16 protein-coding genes and 1 other annotated feature (1 of these 17 only partly in view) are annotated in these 15,661 nt (G+C 33.2%); of the genes, 2 read left to right on the forward strand and 14 right to left on the reverse strand.

Annotation, left to right across the window (positions count from 1 at the left end):
• Window positions 1-5: 5 nt before the first annotated feature.
• Window positions 6-374 carry a MerR family transcriptional regulator gene (locus FD688_RS06510; protein WP_138742303.1) on the reverse strand — a complete coding sequence of 123 codons (369 nt, stop codon included), beginning with the start codon at window positions 372-374 and terminating at the stop codon, window positions 6-8.
• Between the two features lie 77 nt (window positions 375-451).
• Complete coding sequence (gene miaA / locus FD688_RS06515; protein WP_138742304.1) at window positions 452-1,381, reverse strand: tRNA (adenosine(37)-N6)-dimethylallyltransferase MiaA; 930 nt, start codon at window positions 1,379-1,381, stop codon at window positions 452-454.
• Window positions 1,382-1,516: 135 nt separating this feature from the next.
• Here miaA and FD688_RS06520 point away from each other — a divergent pair, with 135 nt between their 5' ends.
• Window positions 1,517-1,693, forward strand: coding sequence for a DUF3042 family protein (locus FD688_RS06520; protein ID WP_034531052.1), 177 nt, complete (start codon window positions 1,517-1,519; stop codon window positions 1,691-1,693).
• A gap of 48 nt (window positions 1,694-1,741) precedes the next feature.
• On the opposite strand, the gene FD688_RS06525 is transcribed toward FD688_RS06520, so the two are convergent.
• From FD688_RS06525 to FD688_RS06555, 7 genes are all read right to left on the reverse strand, one after another.
• On the reverse strand, window positions 1,742-2,122 hold the full coding sequence (locus FD688_RS06525) for a rhodanese-like domain-containing protein (protein ID WP_053795452.1): 381 nt from the start codon (window positions 2,120-2,122) through the stop codon (window positions 1,742-1,744).
• Window positions 2,123-2,142: 20 nt separating this feature from the next.
• Entirely contained in the window at window positions 2,143-3,111 is a 969-nt protein-coding gene (locus FD688_RS06530) for an ROK family glucokinase (RefSeq protein ID WP_034530854.1), read from the reverse strand.
• 24 nt (window positions 3,112-3,135) lie between these two features.
• The gene (locus FD688_RS06535; RefSeq protein WP_138742305.1) at window positions 3,136-3,333 is read right to left on the reverse strand and encodes a YqgQ family protein; all 198 of its coding nucleotides are present in this window, start codon (window positions 3,331-3,333) and stop codon (window positions 3,136-3,138) included.
• A gap of 30 nt (window positions 3,334-3,363) precedes the next feature.
• On the reverse strand, window positions 3,364-4,074 hold the full coding sequence (locus FD688_RS06540) for a rhomboid family intramembrane serine protease (RefSeq protein ID WP_138742306.1): 711 nt from the start codon (window positions 4,072-4,074) through the stop codon (window positions 3,364-3,366).
• Entirely contained in the window at window positions 4,025-4,567 is a 543-nt protein-coding gene (locus FD688_RS06545; protein ID WP_138742307.1) for a 5-formyltetrahydrofolate cyclo-ligase, read from the reverse strand. Before FD688_RS06545 ends, FD688_RS06540 begins: the two co-directional genes overlap by 50 nt.
• 53 nt (window positions 4,568-4,620) lie before the next feature.
• Entirely contained in the window at window positions 4,621-4,770 is a 150-nt protein-coding gene (gene rpmG, locus FD688_RS06550; RefSeq protein ID WP_034530852.1) for a 50S ribosomal protein L33, read from the reverse strand.
• A 135-nt stretch (window positions 4,771-4,905) separates the two neighbouring features.
• Window positions 4,906-6,969 carry a peptidoglycan D,D-transpeptidase FtsI family protein gene (locus tag FD688_RS06555; RefSeq protein WP_225426120.1) on the reverse strand — a complete coding sequence of 688 codons (2,064 nt, stop codon included), beginning with the start codon at window positions 6,967-6,969 and terminating at the stop codon, window positions 4,906-4,908.
• A gap of 112 nt (window positions 6,970-7,081) precedes the next feature.
• Between FD688_RS06555 and FD688_RS06560 the strand changes: the two genes are divergently transcribed.
• Complete coding sequence (locus FD688_RS06560; RefSeq protein ID WP_138742308.1) at window positions 7,082-9,682, forward strand: YfhO family protein; 2,601 nt, start codon at window positions 7,082-7,084, stop codon at window positions 9,680-9,682.
• A 40-nt stretch (window positions 9,683-9,722) separates the two neighbouring features.
• On the opposite strand, the gene greA is transcribed toward FD688_RS06560, so the two are convergent.
• From greA to pheS, 5 genes are read right to left on the reverse strand one after another with little or no spacing between them, the layout of a single operon-like run.
• A complete protein-coding gene (gene greA, locus FD688_RS06565; RefSeq protein ID WP_138742309.1) occupies window positions 9,723-10,199 on the reverse strand; it encodes a transcription elongation factor GreA in 477 nt (158 codons plus the stop codon).
• Window positions 10,200-10,221: 22 nt separating this feature from the next.
• Window positions 10,222-10,896 carry a uridine kinase gene (udk, locus tag FD688_RS06570; RefSeq protein ID WP_034530846.1) on the reverse strand — a complete coding sequence of 225 codons (675 nt, stop codon included), beginning with the start codon at window positions 10,894-10,896 and terminating at the stop codon, window positions 10,222-10,224.
• Between the two features lie 21 nt (window positions 10,897-10,917).
• The gene (mltG, locus tag FD688_RS06575; RefSeq protein WP_190242936.1) at window positions 10,918-12,042 is read right to left on the reverse strand and encodes an endolytic transglycosylase MltG; all 1,125 of its coding nucleotides are present in this window, start codon (window positions 12,040-12,042) and stop codon (window positions 10,918-10,920) included.
• Between the two features lie 22 nt (window positions 12,043-12,064).
• Window positions 12,065-14,476 (reverse strand): phenylalanine--tRNA ligase subunit beta, encoded by a 2,412-nt coding sequence (pheT, locus tag FD688_RS06580; RefSeq protein ID WP_138742311.1) that lies wholly within the window; start codon window positions 14,474-14,476, stop codon window positions 12,065-12,067.
• A gap of 12 nt (window positions 14,477-14,488) precedes the next feature.
• On the reverse strand, window positions 14,489-15,529 hold the full coding sequence (pheS, locus tag FD688_RS06585) for a phenylalanine--tRNA ligase subunit alpha (RefSeq protein WP_138742312.1): 1,041 nt from the start codon (window positions 15,527-15,529) through the stop codon (window positions 14,489-14,491).
• Between the two features lie 39 nt (window positions 15,530-15,568).
• Window positions 15,569-15,661 (reverse strand) — a binding site (T-box leader); it runs 126 nt beyond the window's last position.

Here is a 15,661-nt window from a genome sequence, read left to right on the forward strand (position 1 = left end):
ATTAGTTAAAAAGAATTATTTGCAGCATCATGTGAATTCAATCCACCGATGTTCAAAAGTTCATCAGACAAAATTTTACGTGCTTCCTGATCAGTTAATTCCTTCTCATCGCTATTATCGTTATCTTCTTTACGCTTTTTGTAGATTTCTTGAATCTTGGCAATATTTAGACCTTCGTCTAGGTAATCCTTGATTTCCAAAATCACATCGATATCATTCAAAGAATACATACGTCGGTTACCATCATTTCTCTCAGGTGAAACCAAACCCTGTTCTTCATAATATCTAATTTGTCTTGCGGTTAAGCTAGTTAACTTCATAACAGTTCCGATTGGAAGTACTGAAAGCGAACGTCTTAAATCCTTTTCTTTCATATCTAACTCCTTCTAACAACATTATAATAACATTATATTTTAATATGTCAACGTTTAATGTAATAACTTCTAACATATTATGGCAATTTTTTATCAATTAGCCAATTAATCACATCTTTTTCGATGTTTTTAGCGACTTCCATGTTAGATATTATATCATACCAATTAACTTTCATCTTATTTCTAAACCAAGTTAACTGTCTTTTAGCATAGTGCCTAGAATCTTTTTTAATTAATTCAGAAACATCTTCTAAATTTAAGTCACCATGGAAATAGTTTATGAATTCCCGATAACCAATTCCTTTATATGCGGGTAAAGAAACATCACCTTTTTGATCTAACCATTTTGCTTCATCGATTAAACCTTCTTTAAACATAACATCAACACGCTTATTGATGCGATTATATAACACCTTTCTATCGGTATTAAGTGCAATAATATATGGATCAATTTTTACGGAATTATTAGTTTGTTCAGAAAATTTTACACCAGTATTGTGATAAACTTCTAAAGCTCTAATAACCCTGCGTTCATTTTCTTCGTCAATTTTTTGAGCAGATAATTCATCAATACTATTCAATTTTAACCACAGGGCATGCTTACCGAACTCTTCTGCAAATGAATGCATTTTATTTCTATATTCTTCATTATCGTAATGATCACCACCTAGATTTAACCCATCAACAAGTGATTGAATATAAAATCCAGTACCTCCCACAATAATAGGAAGTTTTCCTCTTTTATGAATGTCCTCAATTAATTTATTAGCAGACTCCACAAAATCAGCTGCTGAATATCTTTTGTCAACATCAATAATGTCGATTAAATGATGAACAATCCCCTCAGATTCTTCTTTTGTCACTTTGGCTGTTCCAATGTCTAAGTGTTTGTAAACCTGCATCGAATCACCAGAAATAACTTCACCATTTAATTTCTTAGCCAACTTAATTGATAAACTTGTTTTCCCGACCCCTGTTGGTCCGACAATTATTAGCACTTTTTGCATATTATCCCACCATTTCTGCCTATATAAGTTTAGCATATAAAATATTGAATTAAAATATACTAAAGACTGGATAAATAAATAAAAAAACATCATAATGGTAACTGTAAAGCAAATTATTATATAGGAGGACTTAAAATGAAAAAATTCGCTAAAGGATTCTTTGTTGGTGCATTAGCAACTTCAAGCGCAGTTGCTGGAGCATTATTCTCTTTCAAGAAAAAAGTTGTAGACCCTGTTGAAGGTCAAGCTGATAAACTAGAAGAAAACAGAAAAAGAGTTGTTCGTAAACAACGTTCCGCTCACTTAAATTAATATTGCAGAATAAAAAAGCACTCTACAAATTGTAAAGTGCTTTTTTATTTATTTCTTAGTCTTTCCATCCCAGTTTCTAAAACCTGATTTTAGAATATAAATATCTTTGTATCCATTCTTACCAAGTAAAATAGCTGTCTTAATACTTAAAGTTTTACCTTGATCGTATAAATAAACTGGCATGTCTTTTCGAATATTCTTATAAAACATCTTGATTGTTGAGTAAGGAATGCTTCTGGCTCCCAGAATATGACCAGATTCAAAATCTCTGTTTTCTCTTAAATCAACAATTTGTCCCCTGTGACTACCTTGTTTAAATTCTTCTTCATCAACAAAAGTAGCAACACGGTTTGCTCTCATTCTTGTAATGCTGTTATATATTAGAATTGCTAATAAAATAACAACAATTAAAAGCATGGATGAAATCATGTGTTAATACACCCCTAATGTTATTTGTTAATGTTTCTTAAAGCTAGTGAACCAGCACCAATAACTCCAGCATCATTACCTAATTGAGCTAAACGAATCTTGGTAGAATCTCTAACAGGTCTAAATGCATTTTCTTGGAAGTACTTTGTTGTTGGTTGCAATAGTGTATTTCCGGCGTTTGAAACACCACCACCGATAACAATGTTGTCAGGGTTCAATGTGTTACCGACGTTAGCTAATGCAAGACCTAAGTAATAACATACATGATCTACAACTTGGTTTGCAAAAATATCACCATTATCAGCTAGGAAGAAAACAACTTTTGAAGTTACTTCTTCACCAGAGTTAATCATTTCTTTTAGTCTTGATTGGCCAGTAAATTCACTTGAAAGGTTCTTAGCAACCTTAACAACACCAGTAGCTGATGCGTATTGTTCTAGACAACCGCGCTTACCACAAGTACATTCGAATCCACCAGGTTCAACAGTAATATGACCAATTTCACCAGCACCACCGTTAACACCATGAGCTAATTCACCGTTAACGATAACACCTCCACCAACACCAGTTCCTAATGTCACGAATACAACGTCTGAATCCTTACTTCCGGCACCTTTCCAGTATTCACCAAGTGAAGCAACGTTAGCATCGTTATCTAAAGCAAATGGTAATCCTAATGCCTTTTCGATTTGATCCTTAATATGTTGGGTAGTCTTCCAGTTTAGGTTGTAAGCCCCAATTACAGTACCTTCCTCACGGTTTACTGAACCTGGAGTTCCCATTCCAATTCCAATAAAGTCGTCAATTTTATGATCAGAGTCCTCCATCTTTTTTGCGATAGAGTTAATGATATTTGGAACAATATTTTCTCCGTTAGCGCTTACATCGGTGGTAATAGCCCACTTATCTAAGATTTCACCGCTATCAGTTAGGAATGCCAACTTAGTTGTTGTACCTCCTAAATCGATTCCAATTAACTTACGTACCATTTTAGTTTCCTCCTAAAAATTGTATTATTTCTTTTCTTCGATTCCATGTTCATGTTTTAATACAAGCTTTGCCTGTATGAACTCTTCTTTATTTACAAGTCCGGCATCGTGTAGATGATCAAGCTCTAATGCCATGACCTCAATATCCCACAATCTTTTACCAACGTAAACATAGATTCCAAATTTCTTTAAAAGTTGTTGAACATCATACAACGTCTTCATTTTCCCACATCCTAACAAAAAATGCACTAATTAATTTGCAAAATAACCAGTTTTTAAGCAAAAATATGCAAATACAATCAACACAATCAATGCAAATATCTTCTTCAATATTGGAATTTTAAATTCTGATGGCAATCCAACAACATATGGTAATAAGAAACCGGCAATTAAACCACCAATATGCCCCACTATATCAATATCAGGAGACATTAAATCGAATCCAATGTTTAAGACGATTAGTAATAGAAAACTTTGTGACATTCTTCTGACATACATATTATCATGAAAAGTTTCTCCTAACATCAAAAAGACACCGAATAATCCGAAAATGGCGGTACTTGCTCCGGCACTTGCACCATTTGAAAATGCAAATCCAGCGATGTTACCAAATATTCCTGATAACATAAAAATCACAAGAAATCTAATGTGTCCAAAAATCTTTTCAAGCTGAATCCCTACATAGTACAAACTAATTCCGTTCATTAAAATATGTAGAAATGATAGATGAATAAATATTGGTGTAATGAATCTCCACCATTGTCCAAATTGAACTAATGGACGATACATTGCACCATAATTAATAATTGCATCCGTTGAATTGGTAACAATGCCAAATACATATACGAATATAATTACTGCAAGAATCCCTTCAGTAATAAAAGGAACATCATCTATTTTTCGATATAAACGGTTATTTGAAATTTGAGTGAATAATTGTTTCAACTTGTTGATCAAACTCATCTACTTTCCATATTGATTTTTCATACATTCTAATTCTATCAGCAATTGCAACAGTATTTCCAGGATAATCAACCAAAATCCGATCATAGTATCCGCCACCATAACCAAGTCGATTATTATTAGTCATATCAAAAGCCATCCCCGGAACAATCAATAGATCAATATCATTAACGTCAACAACTTGCCCATCAATTGGTTCAGAAATTCCCATTTTATTAACGGATAATTTAGTTTCATGATTATATTCAATGAAATCCATATCCCTCTTATTAATTACCTTGGGAACGTAAACTTTTTTGTTATCAAATAAAGCTTTTTTGATGATTGGACTAGTATCAATCTCTATATCAGTACTAAGCGTTACTCCAATTGAGGTAGCCGCTACCCACTCATTAGTTTCAAACAACTGATTATATAAATATTGTACATCTTCTCTATTATCTAAATTTTTAAGTTTATCTAAAATTTTACTTCTAACTGCTGATTTATCCATCTATTCACTTCCCAGAATATAAAAAAAGGATTTGGGCCTTTAAACCCGAATCCTTATTTTGTTTCACGATGTAATGTAACTTTTCTTTCACGTGGACAGTATTTCTTCAATTCCAAACGATCAGGGTTGTTACGACGACTCTTAGTTGATAAGTAATTACGTTCGTGACATTCTGTACATTCTAAAGTAATGTGTACTCTCATCTTAGTTACACCTCCAAGTTAGTTGTATTTTTAATTTTTATATAAACAACTTTCAACTCTTAATATATTATCATTTTTTCTTTGATTTGACCAGAGTTTATATAAATATTGTTAAGGAAAATTACTTAACAGCAATTAATTCAAGCCACTGTCAGATTGAACATACTTCCAATAAGCTTGATAAATTTTCTGAGCTAAGTCAATATTATTGCTTTCTGCATTACTTGGCAAGTTTGGAATCGCTACTACAACTACCACTTGTGGATTATCTGAAGGAGCAAATGATCCTAAACTCAAAGTAACGGTTTCAACTGGTTTTGAACCCTTCTTTCCACTTGAGTAAAATGTTTGAGCAGTACCAGTCTTAGCTGAAATCGAAGGTTTAACAGTATTTAAAGTAATACCTGTTCTGTATTCAGAAGTACCATGAACCACTTTGTAGAAACCATCAGTAACCACTTTTCTTTGTGCTGCTGTCATATCAATCTTGTTAAGGACAGTTGGTGTAACAGTGTACTTAACTCGACCTAACTTACCACTCTTATTTGAAGCACGAATACTTTGAACAATATGAGGTTCAATTCTGTATCCACCATTAGCAATTGTAGAAATGTATTGAGCAACCTGCATTGGCGTGTATGCATCATAGTTACCGTATGATAAATCGAGTGCCTTACCAATATTTGCTGAACCACTAGGACCTTGAATACCCTTTGTTTCACCAGGTAGGTCAATTCCTGTGTATACACCTAAACCGAATTGATTGAAGTAACCTCTCATAATATTGAAGACATCTGGATTCATTGTTAATGCTCCACCCTCAACGTAATTGAACTTAGCTTCTTTCATCGCTAGCTGCATCATGTAAGAGTTTGATGAAACTTCAAGAGCAGTTGAAGCGTCAAGCGCAATATCATGGTTACCAGCTTGGTTAAACCATGATGCCTTTCTAATTCCACCAGTTAAAATTGGCTTATCAGTTAAAGTGGAATTGGTTGGTGTGATGACCTTATCCATTAATGCACCAGAAATCATCGCACCCTTAACAACAGAACCCATAACAATCGAACTGTTAATAGTTCCAAGAGCATTTGGAGTTTCTTTTCCTGTTTCAGGATCACGACTAACTCCTGCTAAACCAATAATTCCACCAGTATTAGGATTCATAACAACTGCATATGCACCTGTTGAATTACCAGTGCCTTGATCAGCTTCTTCTACCAATGATTGTATCTTCTTTTCAAATTCCGAGTTAATGGTTAATTGAAGATTATCACCCTTTTGACCACCATATTGTTTGACAGCTTTATCCAAGCTTCCGCCTTTGATTAAAGTTTGTGATTTGGAACCACGCAAAGTAGATTCATATTTTTCTTCTAAATAACTTTGACCAACACTATCATTTCTGGAGTAACCTTCTGCCAATAGTGTATTGATTCTATCACTTGGTAAACCAACTTTTTCAGAAGAAACTGTTCCAACAATACTTTGAATTGCATTTCCATTTGGATATTCTCTTGTCCAACTATCACCGATTTGTACACCTGGCATTTCATCTAAATGTTCACCAATTTCAGCAATTTCCTTATTAGTAACATTAGTTGTCTTAATGTATGTAGTTGATAGTTGATATGAACCACTCATTTTTTGGAAGATAGTTGCTGCATTCTTAGTATCTTTATCTGTACTGTATAATTTATCATTCATTACTTTTTGAAGTTCTAAAGCATATTCTTCACTAGTACTTGCACCCTTAGGGAAAGTAATACTGGAGCTTACTTTCTTAAGGTTATCAGCATTAGCTAAATAAAAGTCAGCTTCTTGACGAGGAGTTAATGCTGAACTGTCAACAGTTAGATATTTACCCAATGTGTTGGCAATTTTATATAAATCAGCACTAGTTACTGATAGTCCCTTAGTGTATTGAATAGCTTGGTGGGCTTTGTTTCCAACAAGGACACGACCGGTAGAATCGTAAATCATCCCTCTTTGAACATTTCCATACTTGACGGAATTATCAGATCTGCTAACTTCAGCCTTATATTGGTTTCCATTAACAACCTGTAAATAACCTAACTGGATTATTAGAATGGCAAATAGCACCCCAACAACCGTCAGAATAATATTTAATCTAAATGGTACCTTTGAATTTTCCCCACGATCACTGTGGTGGAATATTTTTTGCAAAAAACTATTCAAAACAATCTAACTCCTTAATTATTATATGTTAATCAGTCATTTGGTCTGGTTTATTGTATACTATAGTTGGTTACTTTATAAGTAATAATAAAATACATAGGAAGTATTAACTATGATTAACTCAATAGAAAAAATCATAAAAAAACACCGCTTATACTTATTAAGCTTCTTTGTTCCATTTATTATTATGTCATGTTACTTTGCTTACCGCAATATGTTTCCATTTGGAAATAGTAGTATTTTGACTGTAGACCTAGGTCAACAATATGTAGATTTATTCGCATATTTCCGTCGAACAATTTTAACTTTAAACCTACATAGCATATTATACTCATTTTCAAACGGATATGGTGGAGAAATGATTGGAATCTGGGCATATTACTTACTAAGCCCCATTAATATCATTTTATTAATCATCCCTGCAAAGTTTATCAACTTTGCAATTCTCCTAATAACACTATTTAAATATGGCTTATCTGGATTAACTTTCAGCATTTTTTTAAAGTATAAAGGCCTAAAAAAAGATTTAATAATTTTATCAATGGCAATCGCATATGCTCTTAACGGATGGATGATTGCTAATCAGTTAAATGTAATGTGGTTAGATGGTGTTATCATCCTACCAATTATCATCATGGGTATTGATAGAATCTTTAAGATTAATAAATATAGCCTATTCATTGTTAGCTACACCTCAATGCTAATCATTAACTACTATATTGCTTACATGATTACAATTTTTTCTGTTATCTATGTAATTGGAAAGTTACTAATTGATGATAATACCTTCAAGATACGTTTTAAAAGGTTACTATCTATCAGCGTAAGTTACTTTGTATCTTTACTGCTTTCTGCATTCATATTTTTGCCAAACCTAATAGAACTAAAAAACGGTAAAGGAGCTTATACACTATCAACATTCAAGTGGAAAGTTGAATATAATCCTTTAAAAATGATTAGTAAACTTTTCGATGGCAGCTTCAACTTTTCTCAAATGCCAAGTGGTTATCCTAACATCTTTGTAGGCGCCATTACTGTAATTGGTTTTATAATATTCTTCTGCAATAAGCAAATTATGTTAAAACGTAAAATCATTGCATTAATCATTACAGCTATTTTAATTGTATCTATGTTCTTTGAACCATTAGATTTAGTATGGCACGCAATGCAATTTCCAATTTGGTATCCTTACCGTTTTTCATTTATTTTTTGTTTCTGGATTATATATATCGCAGCAATTGGTCTGGATAAACAAACTGGACACATTAAAACCAAAGAAATAATTGTCTCCGGTATTATTTTAGTTGCTGGATTAATTTATACAGCTATAAACATCAATCTCTTTAGCTATATGTCATTAACAAAATATTTAATTTCATTAGCATTTGTAGCAATCAGTTTTATTGTCATTCACGTATCAAATAAAGACAATAAATACTACCTACTATGCTTAGTAGTTATTACAATTGGTGATACAGGGCTTAATGCTTTTAACTCCTTAAACGCCATTAGTTATGTATCAAATGATGATTATATGAAGTACACCGAAACTTTAAATCATCACGTGAATGATATTAAACTAAAGGACAACAGTTTATATCGTATTAGTAAGGACTTTTACAGAACCAGAGATGATCCTATTGAATCAAATTTTTATAGCGGTTCTACATTCTCATCAACACTTAGAAAATCAACTCCTGATTTCAATCAAAAGATTGGTAACGCATATACCACTGGATCAATTGATTATTCAAACGGAACCATCGTAACGGACTCATTACTTTCATTCAAATACTTTATCAATACAATTAATTACAATAAAACATATCCAATGATTCAAAAAAGCAGTACTCGTTATGATATTGTTAATAATGATGTTCAAAAGATTGATATTTTCCAAACCTTTAAATCCAACAATGCATTCCCAATTCTTTACACATCCTCTGGCAACGTCTTCTCAAAAATCATTGCATCAGATCCTATCAAATTTCAAAACTCTATGGTAAAACAAGTCACCGGAAAAAATAGTGATGTGTTCAATGAAAAAATACACTACACTATTCTTTCCGAAAATACAAACCCACTAACAGAATTAAACAACCAGGTGATTGCGAAAAACAATTTACTAAAAGATGGTGAAATCATAATTAAATATAAGCACCAAAAAGGAATGGTGCCATATTTGATTGTTCCTGCATCAATGAATCAACAAAAATGTAGTATTAAAGTCAATGGCGAGGAATTAAACTTACCTAACGACTTTCAAAGCACTTTTGTTGTTAGTTTACCAAATAATAAGGATAACAAAATAAGCATTAAAGTATTAAACGGAAAAGTATATACTAATGAATTTAATATGGCATCCTTAAACCTATCTAAATTTCTAAATGAAACTAAAGCTATTAGAAACCAAAATAATCACATTAAACTAAATGGTAATACTGTTTCTGCTGATATAAACGTACCTACAAAACGTACAGCCGTTGCAACATCAATTCCATATTCAAATGGATGGACTTTGACTGTGGACGGTAAGAAACATCCTATTAAAGTAATCAATGATGAATTCATTGGTTTTAATAATCTTTCAATTGGAAAACACAAAGTTAAATTATCGTTCTATCCCTCAGGATTAAACGATGGAATATTAATTTCATCATTAACCCTAATGTTTGTAATTGGATTTTATATCTGCAAGAAAAAAAGAAAATAAAAAAGGACTCGACTAAACGAGTCCTTTTTATTTTTAAAGATTATTCAACAGAAATAATCTTAACTTTCATATCACCAGCAGGAATTTCAATAACAACTTCGTCATCCACCTTGTGGCCTAATAGCCCTTTAGCAATTGGTGAATCATTTGAAATTTTACCTTCCAATGGATCTGCTTCAGCAGCACCAACGATTTGGTAAGTCTCTGGGTCTTCATCTGGTAGTTCTTTAAAAGTAACCTTCTTACCAACATTTACCATATCACTTTCAACATCATCGTTATCAACAACGTCAGCATATTGCAACATGTGTTCTACAGTTGTAATACGACTTTCTAACATACTTTGTTCGTTCTTAGCAGATTCATATTCAGAATTTTCTGATAAATCACCATAACTTCTGGCAATCTTGATTCTTTCAATGATTTGTGGACGTTGATTTAATCTTAAATCTTCCAACTCAGCTTCAAGTTTTTGTTTACCTTCAAGTGTCATTGGATATCTTTCATCTTTAGCCATTATAAACTCCCCTTTAAATTAATTAAATTGTTGTGTCAATATTATTGAAAACCTTGTTGTTACCATGTTTTACCAAGATAGATTGAATCTTAGTTGTTAATAAATCAATCGCAACTTGGTTCTTACCACCTTCTGGAACGATGATATCTGCGTAACGCTTACTTGGTTCAACAAACTGGTTGTACATTGGACGAACAGTCTCCAAATATTGTTGAATAACTTCATCCAATGTTCTACCACGTTCCTTAGTATCTCTTTGAATTCTTCTTAGAATACGAATATCATCGTCAGTATCTACGAATACCTTAATGTCCATTAAATCTCTAAGGCGCTTGTCATCTAGGATTAAAATTCCTTCAAGGATGATAACATCACGTGGTTCTTGAGTAACTGTTTCAGTACTACGATTTAATTTAGTGTAGTCATAAACCGGCTTTTCAATTGCTTCATAGTTTAGAAGCTTATTCAAATGTTCTAGTAATAAGTCACTATCAAAAGCTAATGGATGATCGTAGTTAGTTTCTTCTCTTTCAGCCATTGTCTTATGTGATTGATCCTTGTAGTAAGAATCTTGTTGCAAAATCATAATTGAATGACCCAATAGTTGGTTAAAGATGGCACGACTAACAGTAGTCTTACCACTACCTGAACCACCAGTAACACCAATAACAACGGGACGCTTTTTCTTTTCTACCATAATAATCTCTCCATAACCGATTTATCTCATAACACTATCATTGCCGATCAAATCATCGACATCTTTATCTGAATTATAATACTTAACCTTCTTATCATTCATATTAACACTATATGCCAAATAAAAAGTAGTCATATCAATTGGATTCAAAATTGAATCTAGTGATTTAACCGTCGGGTTATTAATTGCACTAGGTGGGAATCCTGTATTTTTATATAAATTATAAGGGGTATCCGCATCATAATCTTTCTTTGAAAGTTTTTGCCCAGAAACTTTACCATTAGCATACCTAATAGAAGATTGCACTTCAAGAGGTAAATTACTATTTAGACGATTATATAATATTCCTGCAATCTTTTCTTGATCATTTTTATCAACATGATTGTGTTCGATAAATGAAGCCAAAGTAATTGCTTCATCGACTGTTAGGTTTTGTTTCTTTATTTCTTTGAAATATGGACTAAATTCATAATTAGTCTTAGCAACCATTTGATTAACAATTTGTTTCAAGGTGACATTTTTTTGTGAATTATATGTGGCTGGGTATAGGTAACCTTCTAACACATATTTTCTATTTTTTGCCTTGAATGCTGAATCTAAAAGTTTAGGATATTTCTTCTTTAATTGATTCAAAAAGTCTGTGTCCTTCATTAACTTCTTAAAGTCGGCACTTGAATATTCACTACTTTGTTCTATCGATTGGGCGATTTCGTCGATGTTGTCACCTTCACGAACAAGTAATCTCCCATATTTACCTTGTAATGGTTGAGCTGATCCACCTTTTTTCAACTTATCAGCAATTTTTTGCAAACTCATTGAAGGTGAAAGTTCGTAATAACCTGCTTTCAGTCCTGAATAGTTATGACTATTAACAAAATAGTCGAATACTAAACCACTTTTAACAATTTTACTTTCTTGTAATATTGATCCAATTTTCTTATCGGAAGCACCCATTGGGATTTGAACTTGTATTAATTCTTTATCCTTAGGATTCAATGGTTTTAGTGATTCTTTAACGTATTGATGTCCAAGAATAAATATAAAAATACCCAAAACTATTAAGATGGCGATAATACTTAGTGAAATCTTTTTGCCTAAATTAGCGTGCTTCTTTTCGAAATCATTGGAGTTCTTTTCTTCATTCAAATCCATTTCCTCCAGTTAAAAATTAACGTATTTCTACATTGAATTCTTTTTCAAGATTTCTTTGCACTTTTTCCATTGCATTATTTACATCATCATCAACTAAGGTATCATGTTTGTTTTGGAATGTTAGTGAATATGCTAATGACTTTTTACCTTCAGGAACATGTTCACCTTCATATAGGTCAAACAACTTAACATCCACTAAGTATGCTCCACCACGTTTTTCAATTACTTTCACAATTTCATCGTTCTGAGTATCCCTGTCAATTAACATTGCAATATCACGCTTAATTGATGGATATTTTGAAACCAGTTCATAGCTTTGTTCTTTCTTAGGTAAATTGATGATTGTTTGTAGGTTTAAGTCAAAAACATAAGTTTCATTAATCTTAAATTGCTTTGCAACCTTTGGATGAACTTGTCCAACAAAACCAACATAGTGACCATGAACAAAAATATCAGCAGTTCTACCTGGGTGCATTTCTGGATAAGATTCATTAGCAACGTAGCTAATTTCACCGTTTAAGCCAATTGTTTCCAAATATTCATTAACAATTCCCTTAATTCGGAAGAAATCAACATTCTTAGCGGGTTGATTCCATGAATTATCAACAAGTGAACCAGTCATCGCACCAGCTAAATGTTCTATTTCATCTGGTTTAACAACATTTTCATTTTCCTTATGGAACACACGACCTTGTTCGTATAAGGAAATATTATCAACTCTTCTAGCCTTATTGTATGCAATGTCATCTAATAGTCCTGTAACTAAATTCATTCTTAACGTAGTATGGTCACTACTCATTGGGTAACTTAAATCGGTTTTAACTGATTCACTCATCATGAACATCTTAGCTTTTTCTTCAGTAGTCAAAGCATATGAAATTGCATGAGTTAAACCTAGACCTTCTAGAATATTACGACTATCTCTGATTAATTGTTGTTCAGGGTTTAATCCGCCAGTAGTCATAGTAGTTGTTGGTAAGGTGCTTGGTAAGTTATCGTATCCGTATATTCTGGCAACTTCTTCAATTAGGTCGGCTTGGATATGAATATCACCACGTCTAGTTGGAATTGTTACAACTAAGTCATCACCATTAGCATTAACTTCAAAGCCAAGTCTTTCAAAAATATCTGTAACTTCTAAAGCATTTAATTCCATACCTAGTACATGATTAATACGAGCAACTGAGATTTCAATAATAGCCTTCTTTGCATCATACTTGCTACCAACTAAAACATCGCTAGTAACAGAACCATTAGCAATTTTTCTAGCCATTTCACTAGCTGAAGATAGTACATCTTCAACAGCCATTGGATCTACACCGCGTTCAAAACGTTGTGATGCTTCAGTATGAATAACGTGTTTTCTAGCCATTTTTCTAACTTTAATTGGGTCAAAGATAGCACATTCGAACAATACGTTCTTGGTATCAGTGGTAATTGAACTATCCATACCACCAATTACACCTGCCATTGCAATCGGACCATTGTCATCAGCAACTACTAAGTCATTTGAATCTAATTCCACTTCGTTTTCATCTAAAGTAGTAATCTTTTCACCGTCATTAGCGTATCTAACTGATACACTTCCTGAAAGTTTATCTAAGTCATATGCGTGCATTGGTTGACCAAATTTAAGCATTGAATAGTTTGTGATATCAACAATGTTATTTACTGGTTTAATCCCAGCATTCCAAAGTCTAACTTGCATCCATAGTGGACTTGGTTTTACTTCAACGTCGTTAACAACACGGTTTAAATAAGTCCATGCAATTTCATTGTTAACGTCACTTTTAATCTGATCAGATGTCAATTTCTCTGAAGTTTCGTTGACTTTGTCTAAATCAAATTTAGCTGGTTTGTTGTAAATAGCCGATAAGTCATGAACAGTACCGTAGATACTAAGCATATCACCACGATTTGGAGTCACGTCTAAATCAATTAGTGCATCATCCATACCAAGATACTTGTAGACATCGTCACCCAATGTAGCATCGTCAGGTAAGAAGTAAATACCATCAGCCCATTCCTTTGGTACGACATCCTTAGGGTAACCAATTTCATCTAGTGCACAAAGCATCCCATTAGATTGAACACCACGCATCTTTGATTTTTTAATTTTCATGTTATCAGCAACTCTCGCACCAGATAGAGCTGTAATCACGTTTTTTCCTACTTGAGCATTAGGAGCTCCACAGACAATTTGAACTGGTTCATCTTCACCAACATCAACTTGGCAAATGTGTAAGTGATCTGAGTCTGGATGGTTTTCCATTTCAACAATCTTACCTACAACGATTTTTTTTAGTCCATCGCTAGGTTTGATAACAGAGTCAACTTCGACTGATGAACGTTCAATTTTTTCGGCTAATTCGTCAGCAGGAATATCTAAATCAATGTATTCCTTTAGCCAATTATATGAAATTTTCATTAGTATCTCTCCTTAATTAAATTGCGATAAAAATCTAACATCGTTTAGGTAGAAATCACGAATATCTTCTACACCGTATTTCAACATTGCAAAACGATCTGGGCCAAGTCCAAATGCAAAACCACCGTATACGTCAGCATCTACACCAGCCATCTTCAATACATTTGGATGTACCATTCCAGCACCTAGAACTTCGATCCATCCTGAGTGCTTACATACATCACAACCTTTACCATCACACTTGAAACAAGTAACATCTGCTTCAACTGATGGTTCAGTAAATGGGAAGTAACTTGGTCTCAAACGAATATCGTACTTGTTACCAAACAATTGATGCAATAGATATTCAAGGGTTCCCTTTAAGTCACCCATTGTAATATTCTTGTCAATCACGATTCCTTCTACTTGATGGAATTGGTGTGAATGAGTAGGGTCATCCGTATCACGTCTGTATACAACACCGGGTGAAATCATTTTTAATGGTCCCTTGCTAAAATCATGTTTTTCAAGAGTTCGTGCTTGCATGGGAGAAGTTTGAGTTCTCATCAATATTTCTTTAGTAATATAAAAGGTATCTTGCATATCTCTAGCAGGATGATCCTTTGGCAGGTTCATCATTTCAAAGTTATACTTATCTTCTTCTACTTCTGGACCGCTTTTAACTTCGTAACCCATACCGATGAACATGTCACAAATTTCATCAATAATTGATTGAATAACATGTGGATGTCCCTTAGCCACTGGAGTACTTGGAAGAGTAACATCAATCTTTTCAGCAACTAGTTGTTCTTCTAAGGCCTTATTTTCTAACTCTGCTAATTTTGAATCTAAAGCATTTTGAATCTCATCTCTGATTTCGTTAGCATAGCTACCAACTTCAGGTCTTTTTTCAACTGGTAAGTCCTTAATACCTCTTAATGCCTGAGTAATTGGACCTTTTTTACCAAGTAAATTAACTTTAATTTCTTTAGTAATTTCGTTAACGTCAGTTGCTTGATTGATTTGATTAATTCCATCATCACGCAACTTGGTTAAATCATCTTTTAATGACATAGTATTCTCCTCTCATTTCAACAAAAAAAGCCCCATCCCAAAAGGGACGAAGCTTCGCGGTACCACCCTAGTTTATAAACTGCTGTTTGCAATTCATACACTTAAAATCCATAACGGTGGAATACCGGATTA

It is taken from the genome of Apilactobacillus kunkeei (genome assembly GCF_005930975.1).
In the GTDB taxonomy this organism is placed as follows: Bacteria; Bacillota; Bacilli; order Lactobacillales; family Lactobacillaceae; genus Apilactobacillus; species Apilactobacillus kunkeei_E.

What these genes read in the sequence shown, in the direction of transcription:
- FD688_RS06510 (WP_138742303.1), bottom strand. Translation starts at nt 374, where the DNA reads ATGAAAGAAAAGGATTTAAGACGTTCGCTTTCAGTACTTCCAATCGGA.
- miaA (WP_138742304.1), bottom strand. Translation starts at nt 1,381, where the DNA reads ATGCAAAAAGTGCTAATAATTGTCGGACCAACAGGGGTCGGGAAAACA.
- FD688_RS06520 (WP_034531052.1), top strand. Translation starts at nt 1,517, where the DNA reads ATGAAAAAATTCGCTAAAGGATTCTTTGTTGGTGCATTAGCAACTTCA.
- FD688_RS06525 (WP_053795452.1), bottom strand. Translation starts at nt 2,122, where the DNA reads ATGATTTCATCCATGCTTTTAATTGTTGTTATTTTATTAGCAATTCTA.
- FD688_RS06530 (WP_034530854.1), bottom strand. Translation starts at nt 3,111, where the DNA reads ATGGTACGTAAGTTAATTGGAATCGATTTAGGAGGTACAACAACTAAG.
- FD688_RS06535 (WP_138742305.1), bottom strand. Translation starts at nt 3,333, where the DNA reads ATGAAGACGTTGTATGATGTTCAACAACTTTTAAAGAAATTTGGAATC.
- FD688_RS06540 (WP_138742306.1), bottom strand. Translation starts at nt 4,074, where the DNA reads ATGAGTTTGATCAACAAGTTGAAACAATTATTCACTCAAATTTCAAAT.
- FD688_RS06545 (WP_138742307.1), bottom strand. Translation starts at nt 4,567, where the DNA reads ATGGATAAATCAGCAGTTAGAAGTAAAATTTTAGATAAACTTAAAAAT.
- rpmG (WP_034530852.1), bottom strand. Translation starts at nt 4,770, where the DNA reads ATGAGAGTACACATTACTTTAGAATGTACAGAATGTCACGAACGTAAT.
- FD688_RS06560 (WP_138742308.1), top strand. Translation starts at nt 7,082, where the DNA reads ATGATTAACTCAATAGAAAAAATCATAAAAAAACACCGCTTATACTTA.
- greA (WP_138742309.1), bottom strand. Translation starts at nt 10,199, where the DNA reads ATGGCTAAAGATGAAAGATATCCAATGACACTTGAAGGTAAACAAAAA.
- udk (WP_034530846.1), bottom strand. Translation starts at nt 10,896, where the DNA reads ATGGTAGAAAAGAAAAAGCGTCCCGTTGTTATTGGTGTTACTGGTGGT.
- pheT (WP_138742311.1), bottom strand. Translation starts at nt 14,476, where the DNA reads ATGAAAATTTCATATAATTGGCTAAAGGAATACATTGATTTAGATATT.
- pheS (WP_138742312.1), bottom strand. Translation starts at nt 15,529, where the DNA reads ATGTCATTAAAAGATGATTTAACCAAGTTGCGTGATGATGGAATTAAT.